The organism is Sphaerisporangium cinnabarinum (assembly GCF_055567015.1).
In genome coordinates, this window is sequence record NZ_JBVHRG010000004.1 from 24143 (window position 1) to 41277 (window position 17135).

Genomic DNA, 17135 nt, shown 5'->3' on the forward strand with positions numbered 1-17135 from the left:
GATGAGCTCGATCGAGCAGATGTACCAGCAGGTCATCCTGGACCACGCGAAGACCCCGCACGGCCGGGGCCTGGTCGAGGTGGCCGACGGCGCGGCCAGCGGCCAGTCGCACCAGGTGAACCCCACGTGCGGCGACGAGGTGACGCTGCGCGTCGAGCTCGCCGGCGACACGATCGACCGCGTGAGCTGGGAGGGGCAGGGCTGCAGCATCTCGCAGGCGTCCCTGTCCGTCCTCACCGACCTCGTGACGGGGCGGCCGGCCGCCGAGGCCGAGCACCTCGGCGACGTGTTCCGCGAGCTCATGGGCTCGCGCGGCAAGGGCCTCGACGAGGCCGCAGAGGACGAGCTCGGTGACGCCACGGTGTTCACGGGCGTCTCGCGCTACCCGGCACGGATCAAGTGCGCCCTGCTCGGCTGGGCCGCGCTGCGCGACTCGCTCGTCACCTCGGGCGCCCTGAGCGCGCTGGGCGACGCATCAACCGCAATGGCTTCCGACGCGGCGCTCGCCGCGCGGGGAACGACGGAGGAGAACCGATGACCACCGAGACCGGCGCGCCCGCCGCGGGCGCCACGCCGAGCCCGCCGAACGTCGCCGACGTCGAGGAGGCGATGCGCGACGTCATCGACCCGGAGCTCGGCATCAACGTCGTCGACCTCGGCCTCGTCTACGGCATCCAGATCGACCAGAACAACCACGCCGTCATCGACATGACGCTCACGTCCGCGGCCTGCCCGCTGACCGACGTCATCGAGGACCAGTCCGCGCAGGCCCTGGAGGGTCTCGTCGACGGCTTCCGCGTGAACTGGGTCTGGATGCCGCCGTGGGGCCCGGAGAAGATCACCGACGACGGCAAGGAGCAGCTCCGCGCGCTCGGCTTCAACGTCTGAGATCACCGCTCCGACCGACGCCGCGTCCCCGTCAGGGGGCGCGGCGTCGTGCTGTTCCCGGCAGGGCGAGACGTGCCGTCCGCCTCCGTCCGCGGTTCGCCCCTTCCGGTACGTTGACGCGGATCGTCCTGAGTGTTGGGATATGTGCGCCCACACCACTTTTCGGAGGACGACGTGACACAGCAGGACCAGACCGACGCGGGCGGTTCCCCGCGGCAGGTGCGCTATCGCGGCCGGCACCTCCCGATGGTGGCGGTGGTCATCGCGGCGACGATCGCCACCGCCCTGGCGTACAGCGGCATGGTCCTGTTCGGTCTCGAGGTGGCCCACATGTCGCCGCTCGAGGCGTACGGGCTCGCGGGCTTCCTCGAGATCAGCCTCGTCGCCGTGGCGCTCATGGCGCGCAACGCGGCGCTGGAGGGGCGGCCCTACGGCGTGCTCCTCGCGCTCACGTGGGTGCTCTCGGGGACGTCGGGCCTGTTCGCGGCGCTGCACGAGATCGCCGTCCCGACGGCGAGCACCCCGTACATGGTGGTGTTCCGGTTCGTGCCGCCGCTGGTCGCCGCGCTCATGTGGCACCTCGCCCTCGTGGGGGAGCGGCACATGGTCACGGGGCACACGCTCGAGGAGCGTCGTCGTGAGCTGCGCGTCCACGGGTACGTCTCCGCGCTGGAGCAGTGGCGTGACGCGCGCGCCGACAGCGCTGGCTCGCCTGCGGACCTGCGCAAGGTCCGTGCCGCGCACGAGCGGCAGCGCGCCGCCCGGGACGCCGCGCTCAAGCTGCTGACGGTCGAGGACTTCGAGCGTCGCATGCAGGTCTGGGTCGACCGCCTGGAGGCCGCCGAGCGGCACGGCAACCGGCTCGACCTCATCGGGGCGAGCTCCGCGAAGCGCGGCACCGCGCGTGGCAAGGCGGGGGCCGCGGTGTCCGAGGCTCCCGCGCCCGCCGAGCCGCCCATGGCCGTGGCCGCCGTGGCCGCCGGGGCGAGCGGCCCGGCGCTGCTCGCGCCGGGGCCCGCGCGCCACGACGACACCGACGCGGTCGAGACTTCCCCGACTCCCGATCCGGTCGACGTCGTGACGACCGACGCCGTGACGACCGACGCCGCGCTGCGCGACGAGGTCCCGACGGACGGTGCGCCGTCGGCCGACCTCCCGGTGCGCGAGGTGACCCGCGACCTGCCCGCCGCCGAGGCGACGGCCGAGGCGACCGACGCGGAGACTGCGGAGGACGCGCCCGCCGCCGAGCCCGCGTTCGAGGCCCTGCCGGACCTCGAGGCACGAGTCAAGGAGATCTTCGGTCGCACGCGGCCGCTCCCGTGGGAGCAGCCCGCCCCCGAGGAGGCGGAGACGCCGTCGGCCCCCGAGCCGCCGGCCGTGACGGGGCACACGCGCCGCGTCGAGGTCTTCGACCTCCCGCGGCCCCAGGACGTGGAGCCGACGCCGGCGGACGACGCCGGGACGACGCTCGGTGAGGACCCGATGGCCGAGCGCGACCGCCGCATCGTCGAGCTCGCGCGCGAGGGCCTCAACCAGCGCGAGATCGCCCAGCGGGTCTCGGCGTCGCGGTCGACCGTGAGCCGCGTCGTGCGTCGCTACGAGGACCAGCTGGCCGACGAGGCCCGCGAGCTCGCGAACGCCTGAGCCCCCGCCGAACGATCGGCGGCACGACGCCGCGTCCCGTCCGGGGCGTGGCGTCGTGCCGTTCCCACCGCACGCATGGCCGGCGGGTGGCTTTCGCCGTGGGTACCGAGGACCTTGGTCCCCGGGGGCGGCTGTGGTCGGACCGCGTCGCCTAGGGTCGGGGCAGGCACCGGTCGCACCCGGGTCGGGGCCTCGACGCAGCCCCCGCCTCTCGAAAGTGCTCCCCGTGCCCTCCCTCTCTCAGCCCCCGTCCCCCGACGGCCCCCTGGACGGCGACCGGATCGTCGTCGTCGGCGCCGGCATGACGGCCCACCGCCTCGTCGCGGGCCTGCGCACGCGCGACCCCGAGGGCGCCTGGTCCGTCACCGTGATCGGTGACGAGCCGCACGAGCCGTACGACCGCGTGCACCTGTCCGAGTGGTTCGACGCCCGCGACGTCGACGCCCTCACCCTGGACCGCGCGGTGTGGGACGACCCGCGCGTCATGCTCGTCACCGGGGACGCGGTCGCGTCGCTCGACCGCACGGCGAGCGTCGTGACGACACGGTCGGGGCGCCAGGTCCACTACGACCGCGCGGTGCTCGCGACCGGCTCGTGGGCGTGGACGCCGCGCGCGGAGGGCACGGACCTGCCGGGACTGTTCACCTACCGCACGCTGGACGACGTCGAGCGGCTCGCCGAGTGGGTGCGCCTGCGCGAGCGGGCGCTGGGGCGGGCGGTGCGCGGCGTCGTCGTCGGCGGTGGCGTGCTGGGCCTCGAGGCGGCGGCGGCGCTCCAGCGGCTCGGCGCGGAGGCCACGGTCGTGGAGTTCGCCGACCGGCTCATGAGCGTCCAGCTCGACCAGGGCGGCGGCGAGATGCTGCGCCTGCTCATCGAGGACCTCGGCGTCACGGTCCGCACCGGTGCGGGCGCGCACCGGTTCCTGCCTGCGGGCGACGGGTCCGTGGGCTCGGTCGAGCTCACGGACGGCTCCGAGCTGGCGACGGACGTCGTCGTCTTCTCCGTGGGCATCCGTCCGCGCGACAGGGTGGCGCGCGAGGCGGGCCTGGCGATCGGCGAACGCGGCGGCGTCGTCGTCGGCGAGGCGTGCCAGACCTCCGACCCGGGCGTGTGGGCGATCGGCGAGTGCGCGTCGGTCGACGGCGCGTGCGCGGGCCTGGTCGCGCCCGGGAACGACATGGCCGACGTCGTCGTCGACCGCTTCCTCGGCGGCGAGCGCGTGCACCGGCGCACCGACGACGGCACCAAGCTCAAGGGCGTGGGCGTCGAGGCGGCGTCGTTCGGCGACGTCAACGCGGTGAGCGCGGGCGCGCTCGAGGTCTCGTTCGTCGACCCGATCCACCGCCGGTACCGCAAGCTCGTGCTCTCGGACGACGCGACGACGCTGCTGGGCGGCGTGTTCGTCGGCGACATCGAGCTCTACTCGGCGCTGCGTCCGCTCCTGGGCCGCCCGCTCGGCGCCGACCCCGCGGCCGTGATCGCGCCCGACGGCGAGGGCCTGGCCGAGACCGAGCTGCCCGACGAGGCCGTCGTGTGCTCGTGCAACAACGTCGACGCGGGGACGGTCCGGGCCGCGGTGACCGAGCACGGCTGCCGGACGATCGGGCAGGTCAAGGACTGCACGACGGCGGGCACGGTGTGCGGGTCGTGCGTCCCGGCGCTCACGAAGCTGCTGAACGGCGAGCTGTCCCGGGCAGGGGTCACCGTCTCGGACGCGCTGTGCGAGCACTTCGCGATGTCCCGGGCGACCCTGTACCGGATCGTGCGGGAGGAAGGGCTGCGCACGTTCTCCGAGATCGTCGCGGCGCACGGGACGGGCCGCGGCTGCGCGGTCTGCCGCCCGACCGTCGCGTCGATCCTCTCGACGCTGCGCCGCGGGCACGTCCTCGAGGGCGAGCAGGCCGCGCTCCAGGACACCAACGACCACGTCATGGCGAACCTGCAGAAGAACGGCACCTACTCGGTGATCCCGCGGATGCCCGGGGGCGAGGTGCGTGCGGACCAGCTCCTGGAGTTCGCGAAGGTCGCCGACGACTTCGGGCTCTACGTGCGTGTCACCGGCGGCCAGCGGCTCGCGATGTTCGGCGCGCGCCTCGACCAGCTCCCGGAGATCTGGCGGCGCCTGACGGCCGTGGGTTTCGAGTCCGGGCACGCGTACGGGAAGTCGCTGCGCACCGTGAAGACGTGCGTCGGGCGCACGTGGTGCCGGTTCGGCGTGCAGGACTCGTCGGCCATGGCGGTGCGGCTCGAGCTGCGCTACCGCGGCCTGCGCTCGCCGCACAAGATCAAGTTCGGCGTCTCCGGGTGCGCGCGCGAGTGCGCCGAGGCTCGTGGCAAGGACGTCGGCATCATCGCGACCCACAAGGGGTGGAACCTCTACGTCGGCGGGAACGGCGGAGCCCAGCCGGCCCACGCCCAGCTCCTCGCCGAGGACCTCGACGACGAGACCCTGGTCCGCTACGTCGACCGGTTCCTCATGCTCTACGTCCAGGAGGCCGACCGTCTCCAGCGCACGGCGCCCTGGGTCGCGGAGCGCGCGGGCGGGCTCGAGGAGCTGCGCCGCGTCGTCGTCGAGGACTCGCTGGGGATCGCCGACGAGCTCGAGGCCGCGATGGCCGAGCACGTGCGCGACTACGAGGACGAGTGGAGCGCGACGCTCGCGGACCCGGCCAAGCTGCGCAAGTTCACGCCGTTCGTCAACGCGCCGGAGGTCGTCGACGGCGACCTCGCGTTCGTCCCCGAGCGCGGGCAGGTCCGTCCCGCCGACGAGACCGACGCCGTCGCCTACCCGGACCCCCGCGGGGCGCGCGACGTCGCGCTCGTTGCCGCCCGCGCCGAGCTGGAGGACGTCCGATGAGCACGTTCGTCGACATCTGCGCGCTCGACGACCTCGAGCCCGAGCGCGGGGTCGGGGCCCTCCTGGGCGGGATCCAGATCGCCGTCTTCCGGCTCGCCGACGGCACCGTGCGAGCCGTCCAGCAGCGGGACCCCTACTCCGGCGCCAACGTCATGTCGCGCGGCCTCGTCGGCACGCACCGCGTCACGCTCGACGACGGCACGGAGCGCGACGTCGACACCGTGACCACCCCGATGCTCAAGCAGGTCTGGGACGTCGACACCGGCGAGGTGCTCGACGCCGGGGGCAAGGACCGCAGACCCCTGGCGGTCTTCGCGGCCGAGGTGCGCGACGGGCGCGTCCTCGTCGCGGACGTCGCGACCTCGATGCGCGAGGACGGCGGGACGCGCGACGACGTGAGCGGCAGGGCCGTCGTCGGCTGAGGACCTACTGGCCGGTCCTGCCGTCGATCCGCTCGCGCAGGAGGTCGGCGTGCCCGCAGTGCCGGGCATACTCCTCGATCCGGTGGACCAGGACCTCGCGGACCGCGACCCGGTCCGCGCCGAGCCGCTCCCCGAGGTCCGGGTGCCGCGCCAGCACCGCGTCGGTCGCGGCCTGCTCGCGCGCCAGGTTCGCGTACGCCTCGTCGACCACGCCCTGGTCGGCGACCGCGCCGTCGAAGTCCGCGTCGTGCCCCCCGTACAGCGCCGGCTCGCCGTCGTCGTCGGAGACCCACCCGCGCCACTCCCGCTCCACCTCCGCGAGATGGCGGACGAGGCCGAGCAACGACATCGTCGACGGCGGCACGGAGCGCCGTGCGAGTTGCTCGGGGTCGAGGCCCTCGCACTTCATGAGCAGCGTCGTCCGGTAGCTCGCCGTGTAGTCGAGCAGCGTCGCGAGCTCGCCGTCCGGGCTCACGCCGTCGGTGTTGCGCGGGTCCTCGTCGGGATCCACCCACATGTCCGGGTAGACGGTCGCGCGGGTCCAGCGCACAGGCTCCTCGGTCATCGCCCCATGCTCGCGCGCGCCGGTGCTCCCCACAAGGTCATTCGTCGGCGGCCCCGGGCGCTAGGATCGGCCACCGCCGGCAAGGACGCCGGTGCACGACCGAAGGAGTCTCCTCGCCCATGATCGTCGCGTGGGGCGCGCTCGCCCTGCTCACCCTCGTCCACCTCGTCGCCCACCTCGTCGGTGCCGAGACCCTCGCCGACTCGTCGCAGTGGTTCCTCATGCCGGTCCTGGCCGGGTGCCTCTGGCTCGCCGCGCGGCGTCGCGCCGCCGACGACCCGGGCCGGCGCTCGCGGCTCATCCGGCTCACGCTCGTCGCGCTGGGCTTCTCGTGGCTCGGCGACACCGCACCCGACCTCGCCGACGGCGACACCGCCTTCCTGGTCATGGTCGGGTTCTTCCTCTGCGCCCAGATCACGTACACGATCGCGTTCTGGCCGTACCGTGCGGGCTCGGTGCTGCGCCGGCCGCTCGCGCTCGTGCCGTACGGCCTCGCGCTGCTCGCCCTCGTCGTCGCCTGCGCGCCCGGCACCGGGTCGCTGCTCGTCCCGGTCGTCGTCTATGGCGTGTGCCTCGTGACGATGGCCGTGGTCGCGACGGGCGTCGACCGGCTCGCCGCGGTCGGGGGTGCGGTCTTCCTCCTGTCCGACGCGCTCATCGCGCTGAACGCCTTCGCCCCGTCGTACGACCTGCCCGGGCACGGCCTCTGGGTCATGCTCACCTACGTCGTCGGCCAGGTGCTGCTCGTGCTCGGTGTGCTCCGTCGAGAGCGTGCGGCGGTGGTCCCCGTCGCGGAGAAGGGAGGAGCCGCATGGGCGTCGACGTGACGCTCGCGAGGGTCGTCCAGCAGGGGACGAGTCCCCGGCGTCGTTCCACGACGTCTGTCGACGTGGTGCCCGACGACGGTGACGTGCTGGCCCGGCTGCTCCCGGCCAGCGGCTTGCCGATGCTCGCGCGGGTCGATCCGTACGGTGACGTCGTGCTCAGCGGCTCCGAGATGGAACAGCTCCTCGACGAGCTGCACATCCTCATGGACCGCTCGTCCCCTCCTGACGCCGTCGTCCTGGGCGCGGTCGTCGCGCTCGCCGAACGGTGTCGTCGGGAGCTCGGGGCAGAGCTGCGGTTCGAGGGCGACTGAGGCCTCAGGCGTCGAGCGCGCGGACGACGCGAGCGGGTGTGCCGACGACGACCGTGCGCGGCGGCACGTCCCGGGTGACGACGGAACCGGCCCCGACGACGGCGTCGTTCCCGATCGTCACGCCCGGGAGGACGGTCACGTTCGCCCCGAGCCAGACGTTGCGGCCGAGGACCACGCGTGCGGGGTGCATGTCGGCGCGGCGGGCCGGGTCGAGGTCGTGGTTGAGGGTCGTGAGGACGGCGTTGTGCCCGATGAGGCACCCGTCCCCGACGAGGATGCCGCCCTGGTCCTGGAACCGGCAGCCGGAGTTGACGAACACGCCACGCCCCAGGGTGAGGTTCTTGCCGAAGTCGGCGGTGAAGGGCGGGAAGAGGTTCACGGACTCGTGCACGGGCTTGCCCGTCAGCTCCGCGAGCAGCTCGCGGACCCGCTCGGGGGAGCGGTAGGCGCCGTTGAGCTCGCCGGCGATGCGCAGCGCCTCCTGGCTCGTGCGGTGCATGACGGCGTGCAGCGGCGAGCCGCCAGGGATCGTCCGCCCGGCGTCGAGCTCGGCCAGCAGGTCGGCCAGGTCCATGGGTTCCTCTCAGTCGGTGAGGGTCGCGGTGGCCGAGGCCGCGGTCGCCGCCCACGACGCGAGCAGGCGCAGCGACTCCTCGGTCGGGGACCCCGGGGTCGCGGTGTACACGGTCATGCCGAGCCCGGGGTCACCGTGGAGCTCGAGCGTCTGGTAGTGCAGCTCGAGCTCACCGACGACGGGGTGGCGGAACGTCTTCTGCCCGGCGTAGTGCCGACGCACGTCGTGGGACGCCCACAGCTCGCGGAACCGCTCGCTGCGCGTCGACAGCTCGCCCACGAGCGCCTGGAGCCGCCGGTCGTGCGGGCTGCGGCCGGCCTCGCGCCGCAGGATCGTGACGTTCGTCCACGCCGCTCGGTCCCAGTCGGGGTAGAAGTCGTGGGACGTCGGGTCGAGGAAGATGTGCCGCGAGAAGTTCGCCGGGCCCGCGGAGCCCGCGATCATGGGCGCGTACATCGCGGACCCGAGGGCGTTGGCGGCCACGAGGTCCATGCGGTCGTTCTGGATGAACGCCGGCGCGGTCGTGATCGCGTCGAGCAGGTACTGCAGCTCGGGGCGCACCGGTGTGTCGCCGTGGCCGCGCTGCGGGCGAGCGCCCACGGGGTTGGCGGTGCGCGCGAGGTCGAGCAGGTGCTCGCGCTCGGCCGCGTCGAGGAGGAGGGCCCGCGCGACGGACTCGAGCACGGCGTCGGACACTCCGCGCAGGTTCCCGCGCTCGAGCCGCGTGTAGTAGTCGACGCTCACGCCGGCGAGCCGGGCGACCTCGTCGCGACGCAGCCCGTCGACCCGCCGGCGTCCGCCGAACGTCTCGATGCCCGCCTGCTCGGGCGTCACCCGGGCCCGGCGGCTCATGAGGAACTCGCGCACCTCGGAACGGTTGTCCATGGCCTCCACGTCCTTCACGGTAGTGCGGGACGACGGCGCGGCGCGGGCGGGCGGCACCCCCACGCCGCGCACGCCCGGTCCGAGCGTCCCGCCGGTCAGAACGTGACGATCGTCTTGAGGGACTCGCGGCGGTCCATCGCGGCGTAGCCCTCGGCGATGTCGTCGAGCACGACGGCCTTGTCGAACACGCGGCCGGGGTCGATCTCGCCGCGGAGCACCTGCGGGATCGCGTCCTCGAGGTACGCGCGGACGGGGGCGGGCCCACCCGTGAGCGTGATGTTGCGGCCGAAGAGCGAGGCGAAGCCGACCGGTGCGTCGTCGTACTGCGGGACGCCGACGCGGCTGATCACGCCCCCGGCGCGCGCGACGCCGTAGGACTGCTCGTAGGCGGGCATGTGCCCGACGGCCTCGAGCACGACGTGGCTGCCCAGGCCGTCCGTGAGGTCGAGGACCCGCTGGACGCCCTCGGCGCCGCGCTCGGGGACGACGTCGGTCGCGCCCCACTCGCGCCCCAGGTCGGTCCGGGCCTCGTGACGGCCCATGAGGATGATGCGCTCGGCGCCCATCTGGCGTGCGGCGAGCACGGCGGACAGCCCGACCGCGCCGTCGCCGACGACGGTGACGGTCTGGCCGGGGGACACGCGCGCCATGTGCGCGGCGTGGTAGCCCGTGAGATACACGTCCGAGAGCGTCAGCAGCGACAGCAGGAGCGGGCTCGTCTCGTCGACGTCCGGCACGGCGACGAGGCTGCCGTCCGCGAGCGGGATGCGCGCGAGCTCGGCCTGCTGGCCGCCCACGTCGCCCGGGTTGCCGTAGAAGCCCCCGTGGGGGCACGCGGTCTGGAACCCGTCGCGGCACACGGCGCACGTGTTGTCCGACCAGGCGAACGGCGCGATCACCAGGTCGCCCGGGCGGACCGTCGTGACGGCGGACCCGGTCTCCTCCACGACGCCGAGGAGCTCGTGGCCGATCGGGACGCCCTCGTCGCTGCGTCCCATCGAGCGGTACGGGTGCAGGTCCGAGCCGCAGACGCACGCGCGCACCGCGCGCACGACCGCGTCGGTCGGCTCGAGGATCGTCGGGTCGGGACGGGTCTCGACCCGGACGTCGCCCGCGCCGTAGATGACCGTGGCCTTCATGGAGCTCTCCTTGCCGTGTGGGGTGCGCTCACCATTCGACACCGGCCCCCGGCCCGCGTGGGAGTCCCGCTCCAGCAGGGTTCCGGCAGTACCTGGCTAGGCGCCCGCGCTCGTGCGCTCGTGGTTGCCGTCGACGTGCACCATGACGAGCGCGACGTCGTCCTGCGAGCCGAGGGGCACGAGCTCTGCGAGGAGCGCGTCGAGCAGCTGGTCCGGCGCGAGGTCGCCGAGCGCCTCGACGCGGCGCGGCAGCTCGGTGAGCACGTCGCGCAGCGACCGGTCCCGACGCTCGACGAGACCGTCGGTGTAGAGCAGGAGGGTGTCGCCCGGGTCGAGGGACGTCCGGTGCTCCGTGCGCGGACCGCCCAGGCCGACGCCGAGCATCGGGGACGGGCGGTCGGCGAGCACGCGCGCGGTGCCGTCCGCGCGACGGACGACGGGCGGGACGTGGCCGGCGCTGGCCCAGCGCACCGCCCGTCGCCCCGTCAGACCGGGCGTGCCGATGCGCGCGACGGCGACGGTCGAGAGCGCCTGGAGCCCGAGCCCCTCGGCGGTGCGCTCGGTGGTGTCGAGCGCGTCGGCGGGTCCGGCGTCCGTCGCGAACGCGACCGACCGCAGCACACCACGAAGGTGGCCCATGTGGGCCGCGGCGGCGACGTCGTGCCCCGTCACGTCGCCGACGACGACCGTCGTCTCGCCGTCGGGGTGCACGAACGCGTCGTACCAGTCCCCGCCGACGTGGACCTCCGGCACCGCCGGGCGGTACCGCACGTCGATCGTCAGGCCGGGGATGCGCGGGGGAGGCGTGAGCACCGAGTCCTGGAGGGCGAGCGACGCGCGGCGCTCGCGCGTGATGACGTCCGCGTACCGGTCGACGGACGACCCGAGCAGCAGGGCCTGGTCGACGACCGAGAGCGCGGTGGCGTCCGCGGGGCCGGTCGTGCGCCCCACGCCCGGGATCGCGACCCCGCCGGCCCGCACGACCGACGTCACGTCCTCCGCGCGGTGGACGACGGCCGTGACCCGGCCCGCGGCGTCGAGCACGGGGAGGTTCGTCGTGATCCACCAGCGCTCGGCCCACCCGCCGCCGGGCCCGCGCAGGTCGTACCGGTGCGGGCCGATCATCTCGAGACGACCCGTCCGCGCGACGCGCTCGAGCGACAGCACGATTCGGTCGACGGCGCTCCTGTCCGGCCCGTTGGCGGGGAAGATGTCGAGGTAGTGGCGGCCGACGACGGCGCTCGCGGGCGCGTCGATCGTGCGCAGGAGGGACTCGTTCGCGTCGAGGATCGTGAGGTCCGGTGCGAGGACCGCCTTGGGCGCCGAGAGGACCGAGAAGACGGCGTGGTAGTCGACGGGGCCGACCGCCCCGTCGACGTCCGAGGGCGTGCGGACGACGCCCCCATCGTTCTCGGCCACACCTCAAGCGTGCCCCCATTCCGCGCACTCGCAAGGGCGGGCGCTCGCCCCCGCCCTTCGCCCGGAGCACGACGACGGCCGGCCGAGCGGGCCGTGGGCTACCCGACGGCCGTCACGGGGGACGCGAGGGGCGTGCCCGACCCGTCGCGGCGCTGGTCGACCGGGGGCAGGTCGACCGACTGCCCGCCCGACCCCGTGGCCCGCGCCGGCCCCTGGCCGACCCATGCCAGGATGAGCGCGTCCTCGCCCTTGAGGAACCGGTGCGCGCGGACGCCGCCGGTCCCGCGGCCCTTGCCGGGGTAGAGCTCGTAGGGCGTCACCTTGCCGGCGCCGGTCTGGGTCCCGGGGAGCGCGTCGGACGACCCCGCGACGGTGACGACGACGCCGAGGTCGCGCACGTCGGCCGGGACGACGCCGAAGAACGCGACCCGCTGGCCGTCGGCGAGCCGGATGCCGGCCATGCCACCGGCCGGACGGCCCTGCGGCCGGACCGCGGACGCGTCGAAGTGCAGCAGGGACGCGTCGCTGGAGACGAACACGAGCTCGTCGGCGTCCGTCGCGGGCGCCGCGCCCACGACGGTGTCGCCGTCCTTGAGCCCCATGACCTCCCACTCGTCGCGGTTGCCCGGGACGTCGCCCGGGGTGACGCGCTTGACGACGCCCTGCGCGGTGCCGAGCGCGAGCGGGGGAGCGTCGGGGTCGAGCGACGCGATGGTCACCGCGTCCTCGCCCGGCTCGAGCGCGACGACCTCGCTGAGCGGGACGCCACCGGACAGGCTCGGCGCGTTGTCCGTCGGCGGGAGCGCGGGCAGGTCGAGCACGGAGACGCGCAGCATGCGGCCCCGGCTCGTGACGAGGCCGACCTCGCCGCGCGCGGTCGTGCGGACCGCGGCGCGCAGCACGTCGTGCGCGGCGCGCGGTCCCGAGCGCGCGGGCTCCGTCTCGTCGCTCGTGCGGGCGAGCAGCCCGGTCGCGGAGAACAGCGCCCAGCACGTGGTGTCGGCGACCTCGAGCGGGACGGCCGAGGTCGTCGTCGGTGCCGCGCCCGCGGACTCCAGCAGGATCGTGCGGCGCGGGGTGCCGTACGTCTTGGCGACGTCCGCCATCTCGCCCGACACCACGGCGCGCAGCCGCGCGTCGCTGCCGAGGATCTCCTGGAGCTCCTCGATCTCGCGGCGCAGCGTCTCCTGCTCCTTCTCGAGCTCGATGCGCGAGAACTTGGTGAGGCGGCGCAGCTGGAGCTCGAGGATGTACTCCGCCTGCGGCTCCGACAGGTCGAACACCGTCTGCAGGCGGCCGCGGGCGGTCGCCGTGTCGTCGGACGACCGGATCACCTGGATGACCTCGTCGATGTCGACGATCGCGACGAGCAGGCCGTCCACGAGGTGCAGCCGCTCGGAGCGCTTGCGCAGCCGGTACGCGGAACGACGGCGCACCACGTCGATGCGGTGGTCGACCCACACCGACAGCATCTCCCGCAGGCCGAGCGTGCGCGGCTGGCCGTCGACGAGCGCGACGTTGTTCATGCCGAACGAGTCCTCGAGCGGCGTGAACTTGTAGAGCTGTTCGAGCACCGCCTCGGGGTTGAAGCCCGTCTTCACCTCGACGACGATGCGCAGCCCGTGCTCGCGGTCCGTGAGGTCGGTCGCGGCCGTGATCCCCTGGATCTTCTTCGTCTTGACGCCCTCGGCGATCTTCTCGATCACCTTCTCCGGGCCGACGAGGTAGGGCAGCTCGGTGATGACGATGCCCTTGCGGCGCGGCGTGAGGCTCTCGACGCGCGCGGTGGCGCGCGTGCGGAACGTCCCGCGGCCCGTGCGGTAGGCGTCCCGGACGCCGTCGAGGCCGACGATCTTGCCGCCCGTGGGCAGGTCCGGGCCGGGCACGAACCGCATGAGCGACTCGAGGTCGGCGTCCGGGTGCGCGACGAGGTGGCGCGCCGCCGCGACGACCTCGACGAGGTTGTGGGGCGCCATGTTGGTGGCCATGCCGACCGCGATGCCCGACGCGCCGTTGACGAGCAGGTTGGGGATCGCCGCGGGCAGGACCTCGGGCTGCTGGAGCTTGTTGTCGTAGTTCGGCACGAAGTCGACGACGTCCTCGTCGAGCCCGGCCGTCATCGCGAGCGACGGCGGCGCGAGGCGCGCCTCGGTGTACCGGGACGCGGCGGGGCCGTCGTCGAGCGTGCCGAAGTTGCCGTGCCCGTCGACCAGCGGCAGCCGCAGCGAGAAGTCCTGGGAGAGGCGCACGAGCGCGTCGTAGATCGCGGCGTCGCCGTGCGGGTGCAGCTTGCCCATGACCTCGCCGACGACGCGCGCCGACTTCACGTGGGCGCGGTCGGGGCGCAGCCCCATGTCGGCCATCATGTAGAGGATGCGGCGCTGGACGGGCTTGAGGCCGTCCCGCGCGTCGGGCAGGGCGCGCGAGTAGATGACGGAGTAGGCGTACTCGAGGAACGACGTCTCCATCTCCGCCTGGACGTCGACGTCGACGATCTTCTCGTTCACCTCGGCCGGGTCGATCGAGGGGGTCGAGGACTTGCGCGCCATGGGCCTGCGGGCTCCTGCCGTTCGGTGCGCCGCGGTGGCGCGGGGTCTGTGCCGTCGTGGCCGGCGCTGTGCCGGCCGGGGTGCTGCGGTTGCGTGCCGCACGCGAGGGTACGCCACGGGTCCGACACGCGGTGCCACGGCGCCTGCCGCGGCGCGGTGCGGGGTTCCGTCCCGCGACGCCTGCCGGGACCATTGTCCTCCCGCCTCGGGCCGGGGTGGCGCAGGCGCACCGCGCGCGCGACCGCATAGCCTGGGGGCGTGAACGACGGCGCGCCGGGGCGGGGCCCGGACCGGTACCCGGTGGAGTGGGAGGCCGACGTCGTGCTGCGCGACGGGACCACCACCCACGTGCGGCCCATCCGCCCCGAGGACGCCGACGCGCTCCAGCGCTTCCACGTCGGCCAGTCCGAGCGCTCCACGTACCTGCGGTTCTTCGCGCCCATGGAGCGGCTGTCCGAGCGCGACCTCGAGCGCTTCACGCGCGTCGACCACGTGGACCGCGTCGCGCTCGTCGCCGTGCGACCGCGCGACAGCGCCCCCGGGGACGGCGGCGAGGACATCATCGGCGTCGCGCGGTTCGACCGCACCGGACCGGCCGAGGCGGAGGTCGCCTTCAACATCGCCGACTCCGCGCAGGGGCGGGGCCTGGGCTCCGTGCTGCTGGAGCACGTCGCCGCGGCGGCGCGCGAGCGTGGCGTGCGCCGCTTCACCGCCGAGGTGCTGCCGCAGAACGGCAAGATGCTCGCCGTGTTCCGCGAGGCCGGGTACGACGTGCGCCAGCAGATGGACGACGGCTTCGTCCAGGTCAGCGTCGACCTCGACCCCACGGAACGGTCCCGGGCCGTCATGGCGGACCGCGAGCACCGCGCGGAGGCCCGGAGCATGCAGGGGCTGCTGGGCGCCACGAGCGTCGTGCTCGTCGGTCCCGACGCCCCGCTCGACGCGGGCGCGGAGCACGACGGCGAGGCCCTCGACCGCCTGCTGGCGCAGCGCGCGCTCGCCGCGCTCGACCGCAGCGCCGTGACGGTCCACGTCGTGGGTGCCGCGCGCGCGCCGGGGGAGGGGCGGTCGCACGCATCCCTCGCCGACGTGCCCGGCCCCGTCGACCTCGCCGTCGTCGCGCTGCCGCCGCCCGCGGCGATCGACGCGGTCCGCCGGCTCGCGCGCCTCGAGGTGCGAGGCGTCGTCGTGCTGTCGGCCGGCTTCGCCGAGACCGGGCCGGACGGGCTCGCGCTGCAGCGCGAGCTCCTGCGCGTCGCGCACACGGCGGGCCTGCGCGTCGTCGGGCCCGCGAGCTACGGGCTGCTGCGCACGGGCGACGCACCCGACCGTCCGGCGCTCGCCGCGACCCTCGCCCACGACCTGCCGGCCCCCGGCGTGGTGGGCCTGTTCAGCCAGTCCGCGCCCATGGCCGTGACCCTCCTCGCGACGACGGCGCGGCGTGGCCTGGGCGTGTCGTCGTTCCTGTCCGCCGGGCACCGCGCGGACGTCTCCGGCAACGACCTCATGCAGTACTGGCAGGACGACGCCGCGACCCAGGTCGTGTGCCTCTACCTCGAGTCCATCGGCAACCCGCGCAAGTTCTCGCGGATCGCGCGCCGCCTCGCGTCGGTCAAGCCCGTCGTCGTGGTCACGGCCGGGCGCTCGGGGCACGTCGTGCCGCCGGGGCACGCGGTCCGCTCGACGCGCGCGCCGCGGCGGACGCTCGAGGAGATGCTCCGGCAGTCCGGCGTCATCCGTGCCGAGAACACGCACCACATGATCGACATCGCCCAGCTCCTCGCGCACCAGCCGCTCCCCGCCGGGCGTCGCGTCGGCATCCTCGCGAGCTCCGCGTCGCTCGCCGCGCTCGTCGCCGAGGCGTCCGCGTCGGCGGGCCTCGTCGTCGCGCGCTCGGACTTCCTGCCCGAGGACGCGTCCGCGGACGAGCTCGCCGCCACGGTCGACGCGCTCTACGCGCCCGACGCGTGCGACGTCGTCGTGGTGGTGCAGGTCCCCGTCGTCGGGCCCCGGCGCACCGACGTCTCGCGCGCCGTCGCGGACGCGGCCGCGCGCACGGGCCGCACGACCGTGGCGAGCATGCTCGGCCTGCACGGCCTCACCGACGAGCTCTCGGCGCCCGCCCCCGCGGCGGAGGCCGGGACCGGGGACGCCCTCGTGCGCGTCCCCGCCTACTCGACGCCGGAGGACGCCGTCGCCGCGCTCGGCGCCGTCGTGCGCTACGCGCGCTGGCGCGAGGCCGACCACGGCACGCCCGTGCGCCCGGCCGGCGTCGACCCGGTGCGGGCGCGCGCGCTCGTCGAGGGCGCGCTCGCCGGCCAGGACGCCGTCGACCTCGACCCGACGACGACGGCGGAGCTGCTCGCGTGCTACGGCGTGCGGGTCTGGCCCGCGCGCCGGGTGCGCAGCGCCGACGAGGCGGTCGAGGCCGCGCGCGAGGTCGGCTGGCCCGTGGCGCTGAAGAGCACCGCGGCAGGCCTGCGGCACCGCGCCGACCTCGGGGGCGTGCGGCTGGACATCGCGGACGAGACCGAGCTGCGCACGGACTTCGCGCAGATGCGCGAGGCGCTCGCGGCGGTGCTGCCGGGCGCCGCGGACGAGCCGTTCGAGGTCCAGGCGATGGCCGACGCGGGCGTCGCGTGCGTGGTCCGCTCGACCGAGGACCAGCTCTTCGGGCCCGTCGTCTCGTTCGGGCTCGCGGGCGACGCCGTCGACCTCCTCGGCGACGTCGCCTACGGCGTGCCGCCCCTGACCGACGTCGACGTCGCGGCCATGGTCCGCTCGGTGCGCGCCGCGCCGCGCCTCTTCGGCTACATGGGCACGCACGTGGTCGCGACGGCCGCGCTCGAGGACGTCCTGGCGCGCGTGTCCGTGCTCGCGGACGACCTGCCCGAGGTCCGCAGCCTCGAGCTGTACCCCGTCGTCGTCTCGGAGCACGGGGCCGCGGTCCTCAGCGCGCGCGTCACGCTCGCCGACGCGCAGCGCGCCGACGCGCTCCGGCGGGCCCTGCCGGGCTGACGGGCCGATCCCTGCCCGCCCAGGACCCGACGGCGGG

14 protein-coding genes are annotated in these 17135 nt (G+C 74.7%); 8 read left to right on the plus strand and 6 right to left on the minus strand.

The window, feature by feature from the left end:
• The first annotated feature begins 1 nt into the window (after position 1).
• From sufU to ACZ4MO_RS07365, 5 genes are all read left to right on the plus strand, one after another.
• Complete coding sequence (gene sufU, locus ACZ4MO_RS07345; RefSeq protein WP_175008661.1) at positions 2 to 538, plus strand: Fe-S cluster assembly sulfur transfer protein SufU; 537 nt, start codon at positions 2 to 4, stop codon at positions 536 to 538.
• Complete coding sequence (locus ACZ4MO_RS07350) at positions 535 to 888, plus strand: metal-sulfur cluster assembly factor (RefSeq protein WP_074805999.1); 354 nt, start codon at positions 535 to 537, stop codon at positions 886 to 888. The genes sufU and ACZ4MO_RS07350 overlap by 4 nt, the downstream gene beginning before the upstream one ends.
• A gap of 174 nt (positions 889 to 1062) precedes the next feature.
• Positions 1063 to 2532: a helix-turn-helix domain-containing protein gene (locus tag ACZ4MO_RS07355; protein WP_175008660.1), complete on the plus strand. Its 1470-nt coding sequence runs from the start codon at positions 1063 to 1065 to the stop codon at positions 2530 to 2532.
• Positions 2533 to 2833: 301 nt separating this feature from the next.
• Positions 2834 to 5389, plus strand: coding sequence for a nitrite reductase large subunit NirB (gene nirB, locus ACZ4MO_RS07360; protein WP_175008703.1), 2556 nt, complete (start codon positions 2834 to 2836; stop codon positions 5387 to 5389).
• Positions 5386 to 5811 (plus strand): nitrite reductase (NAD(P)H) small subunit, encoded by a 426-nt coding sequence (locus ACZ4MO_RS07365; protein ID WP_175008659.1) that lies wholly within the window; start codon positions 5386 to 5388, stop codon positions 5809 to 5811. Before nirB ends, ACZ4MO_RS07365 begins: the two co-directional genes overlap by 4 nt.
• Before the next feature lie 4 nt (positions 5812 to 5815).
• Here the strand turns inward: ACZ4MO_RS07365 and ACZ4MO_RS07370 are convergent, their stop codons facing one another.
• Positions 5816 to 6376, minus strand: coding sequence for a mycothiol transferase (locus ACZ4MO_RS07370; protein WP_175008658.1), 561 nt, complete (start codon positions 6374 to 6376; stop codon positions 5816 to 5818).
• Between the two features lie 119 nt (positions 6377 to 6495).
• Between ACZ4MO_RS07370 and ACZ4MO_RS07375 the strand changes: the two genes are divergently transcribed.
• Together ACZ4MO_RS07375 and ACZ4MO_RS07380 are read left to right on the plus strand one after the other, a co-directional pair.
• On the plus strand, positions 6496 to 7203 hold the full coding sequence (locus tag ACZ4MO_RS07375; RefSeq protein WP_175008657.1) for a lysoplasmalogenase family protein: 708 nt from the start codon (positions 6496 to 6498) through the stop codon (positions 7201 to 7203).
• Positions 7188 to 7514 (plus strand): hypothetical protein, encoded by a 327-nt coding sequence (locus tag ACZ4MO_RS07380; protein ID WP_175008656.1) that lies wholly within the window; start codon positions 7188 to 7190, stop codon positions 7512 to 7514. The genes ACZ4MO_RS07375 and ACZ4MO_RS07380 overlap by 16 nt, the downstream gene beginning before the upstream one ends.
• Before the next feature lie 4 nt (positions 7515 to 7518).
• Here ACZ4MO_RS07380 and ACZ4MO_RS07385 read toward each other — a convergent pair whose 3' ends face one another.
• From ACZ4MO_RS07385 to ACZ4MO_RS07405, 5 genes are all read right to left on the minus strand, one after another.
• Positions 7519 to 8088 carry a DapH/DapD/GlmU-related protein gene (locus ACZ4MO_RS07385; protein ID WP_175008655.1) on the minus strand — a complete coding sequence of 190 codons (570 nt, stop codon included), beginning with the start codon at positions 8086 to 8088 and terminating at the stop codon, positions 7519 to 7521.
• 9 nt (positions 8089 to 8097) lie between these two features.
• Complete coding sequence (locus ACZ4MO_RS07390; protein WP_175008654.1) at positions 8098 to 8973, minus strand: MmyB family transcriptional regulator; 876 nt, start codon at positions 8971 to 8973, stop codon at positions 8098 to 8100.
• A 95-nt stretch (positions 8974 to 9068) separates the two neighbouring features.
• Positions 9069 to 10112 carry a zinc-binding dehydrogenase gene (locus tag ACZ4MO_RS07395; RefSeq protein WP_186810409.1) on the minus strand — a complete coding sequence of 348 codons (1044 nt, stop codon included), beginning with the start codon at positions 10110 to 10112 and terminating at the stop codon, positions 9069 to 9071.
• Positions 10113 to 10208: 96 nt separating this feature from the next.
• Positions 10209 to 11531: a SpoIIE family protein phosphatase gene (locus ACZ4MO_RS07400; protein ID WP_175008653.1), complete on the minus strand. Its 1323-nt coding sequence runs from the start codon at positions 11529 to 11531 to the stop codon at positions 10209 to 10211.
• A gap of 98 nt (positions 11532 to 11629) precedes the next feature.
• Positions 11630 to 14080 carry a DNA topoisomerase (ATP-hydrolyzing) gene (locus tag ACZ4MO_RS07405; RefSeq protein WP_175008652.1) on the minus strand — a complete coding sequence of 817 codons (2451 nt, stop codon included), beginning with the start codon at positions 14078 to 14080 and terminating at the stop codon, positions 11630 to 11632.
• 258 nt (positions 14081 to 14338) lie between these two features.
• On the opposite strand from ACZ4MO_RS07405, the gene ACZ4MO_RS07410 reads away from it, so the two are divergent.
• Entirely contained in the window at positions 14339 to 17098 is a 2760-nt protein-coding gene (locus ACZ4MO_RS07410; RefSeq protein WP_175008651.1) for a GNAT family N-acetyltransferase, read from the plus strand.
• Positions 17099 to 17135 lie beyond the last annotated feature (37 nt).

Bases quoted from the DNA above. Each gene is read 5' to 3' on its own strand.
- ACZ4MO_RS07370 (WP_175008658.1), bottom strand. From the start codon at position 6,376: ATGACCGAGGAGCCTGTGCGCTGGACCCGCGCGACCGTCTACCCGGAC.
- ACZ4MO_RS07385 (WP_175008655.1), bottom strand. From the start codon at position 8,088: ATGGACCTGGCCGACCTGCTGGCCGAGCTCGACGCCGGGCGGACGATC.
- ACZ4MO_RS07375 (WP_175008657.1), top strand. From the start codon at position 6,496: ATGATCGTCGCGTGGGGCGCGCTCGCCCTGCTCACCCTCGTCCACCTC.
- ACZ4MO_RS07380 (WP_175008656.1), top strand. From the start codon at position 7,188: ATGGGCGTCGACGTGACGCTCGCGAGGGTCGTCCAGCAGGGGACGAGT.
- nirB (WP_175008703.1), top strand. From the start codon at position 2,834: ATGACGGCCCACCGCCTCGTCGCGGGCCTGCGCACGCGCGACCCCGAG.
- ACZ4MO_RS07405 (WP_175008652.1), bottom strand. From the start codon at position 14,080: ATGGCGCGCAAGTCCTCGACCCCCTCGATCGACCCGGCCGAGGTGAAC.
- ACZ4MO_RS07395 (WP_186810409.1), bottom strand. From the start codon at position 10,112: ATGAAGGCCACGGTCATCTACGGCGCGGGCGACGTCCGGGTCGAGACC.
- ACZ4MO_RS07365 (WP_175008659.1), top strand. From the start codon at position 5,386: ATGAGCACGTTCGTCGACATCTGCGCGCTCGACGACCTCGAGCCCGAG.
- sufU (WP_175008661.1), top strand. From the start codon at position 2: ATGAGCTCGATCGAGCAGATGTACCAGCAGGTCATCCTGGACCACGCG.
- ACZ4MO_RS07390 (WP_175008654.1), bottom strand. From the start codon at position 8,973: ATGGACAACCGTTCCGAGGTGCGCGAGTTCCTCATGAGCCGCCGGGCC.
- ACZ4MO_RS07350 (WP_074805999.1), top strand. From the start codon at position 535: ATGACCACCGAGACCGGCGCGCCCGCCGCGGGCGCCACGCCGAGCCCG.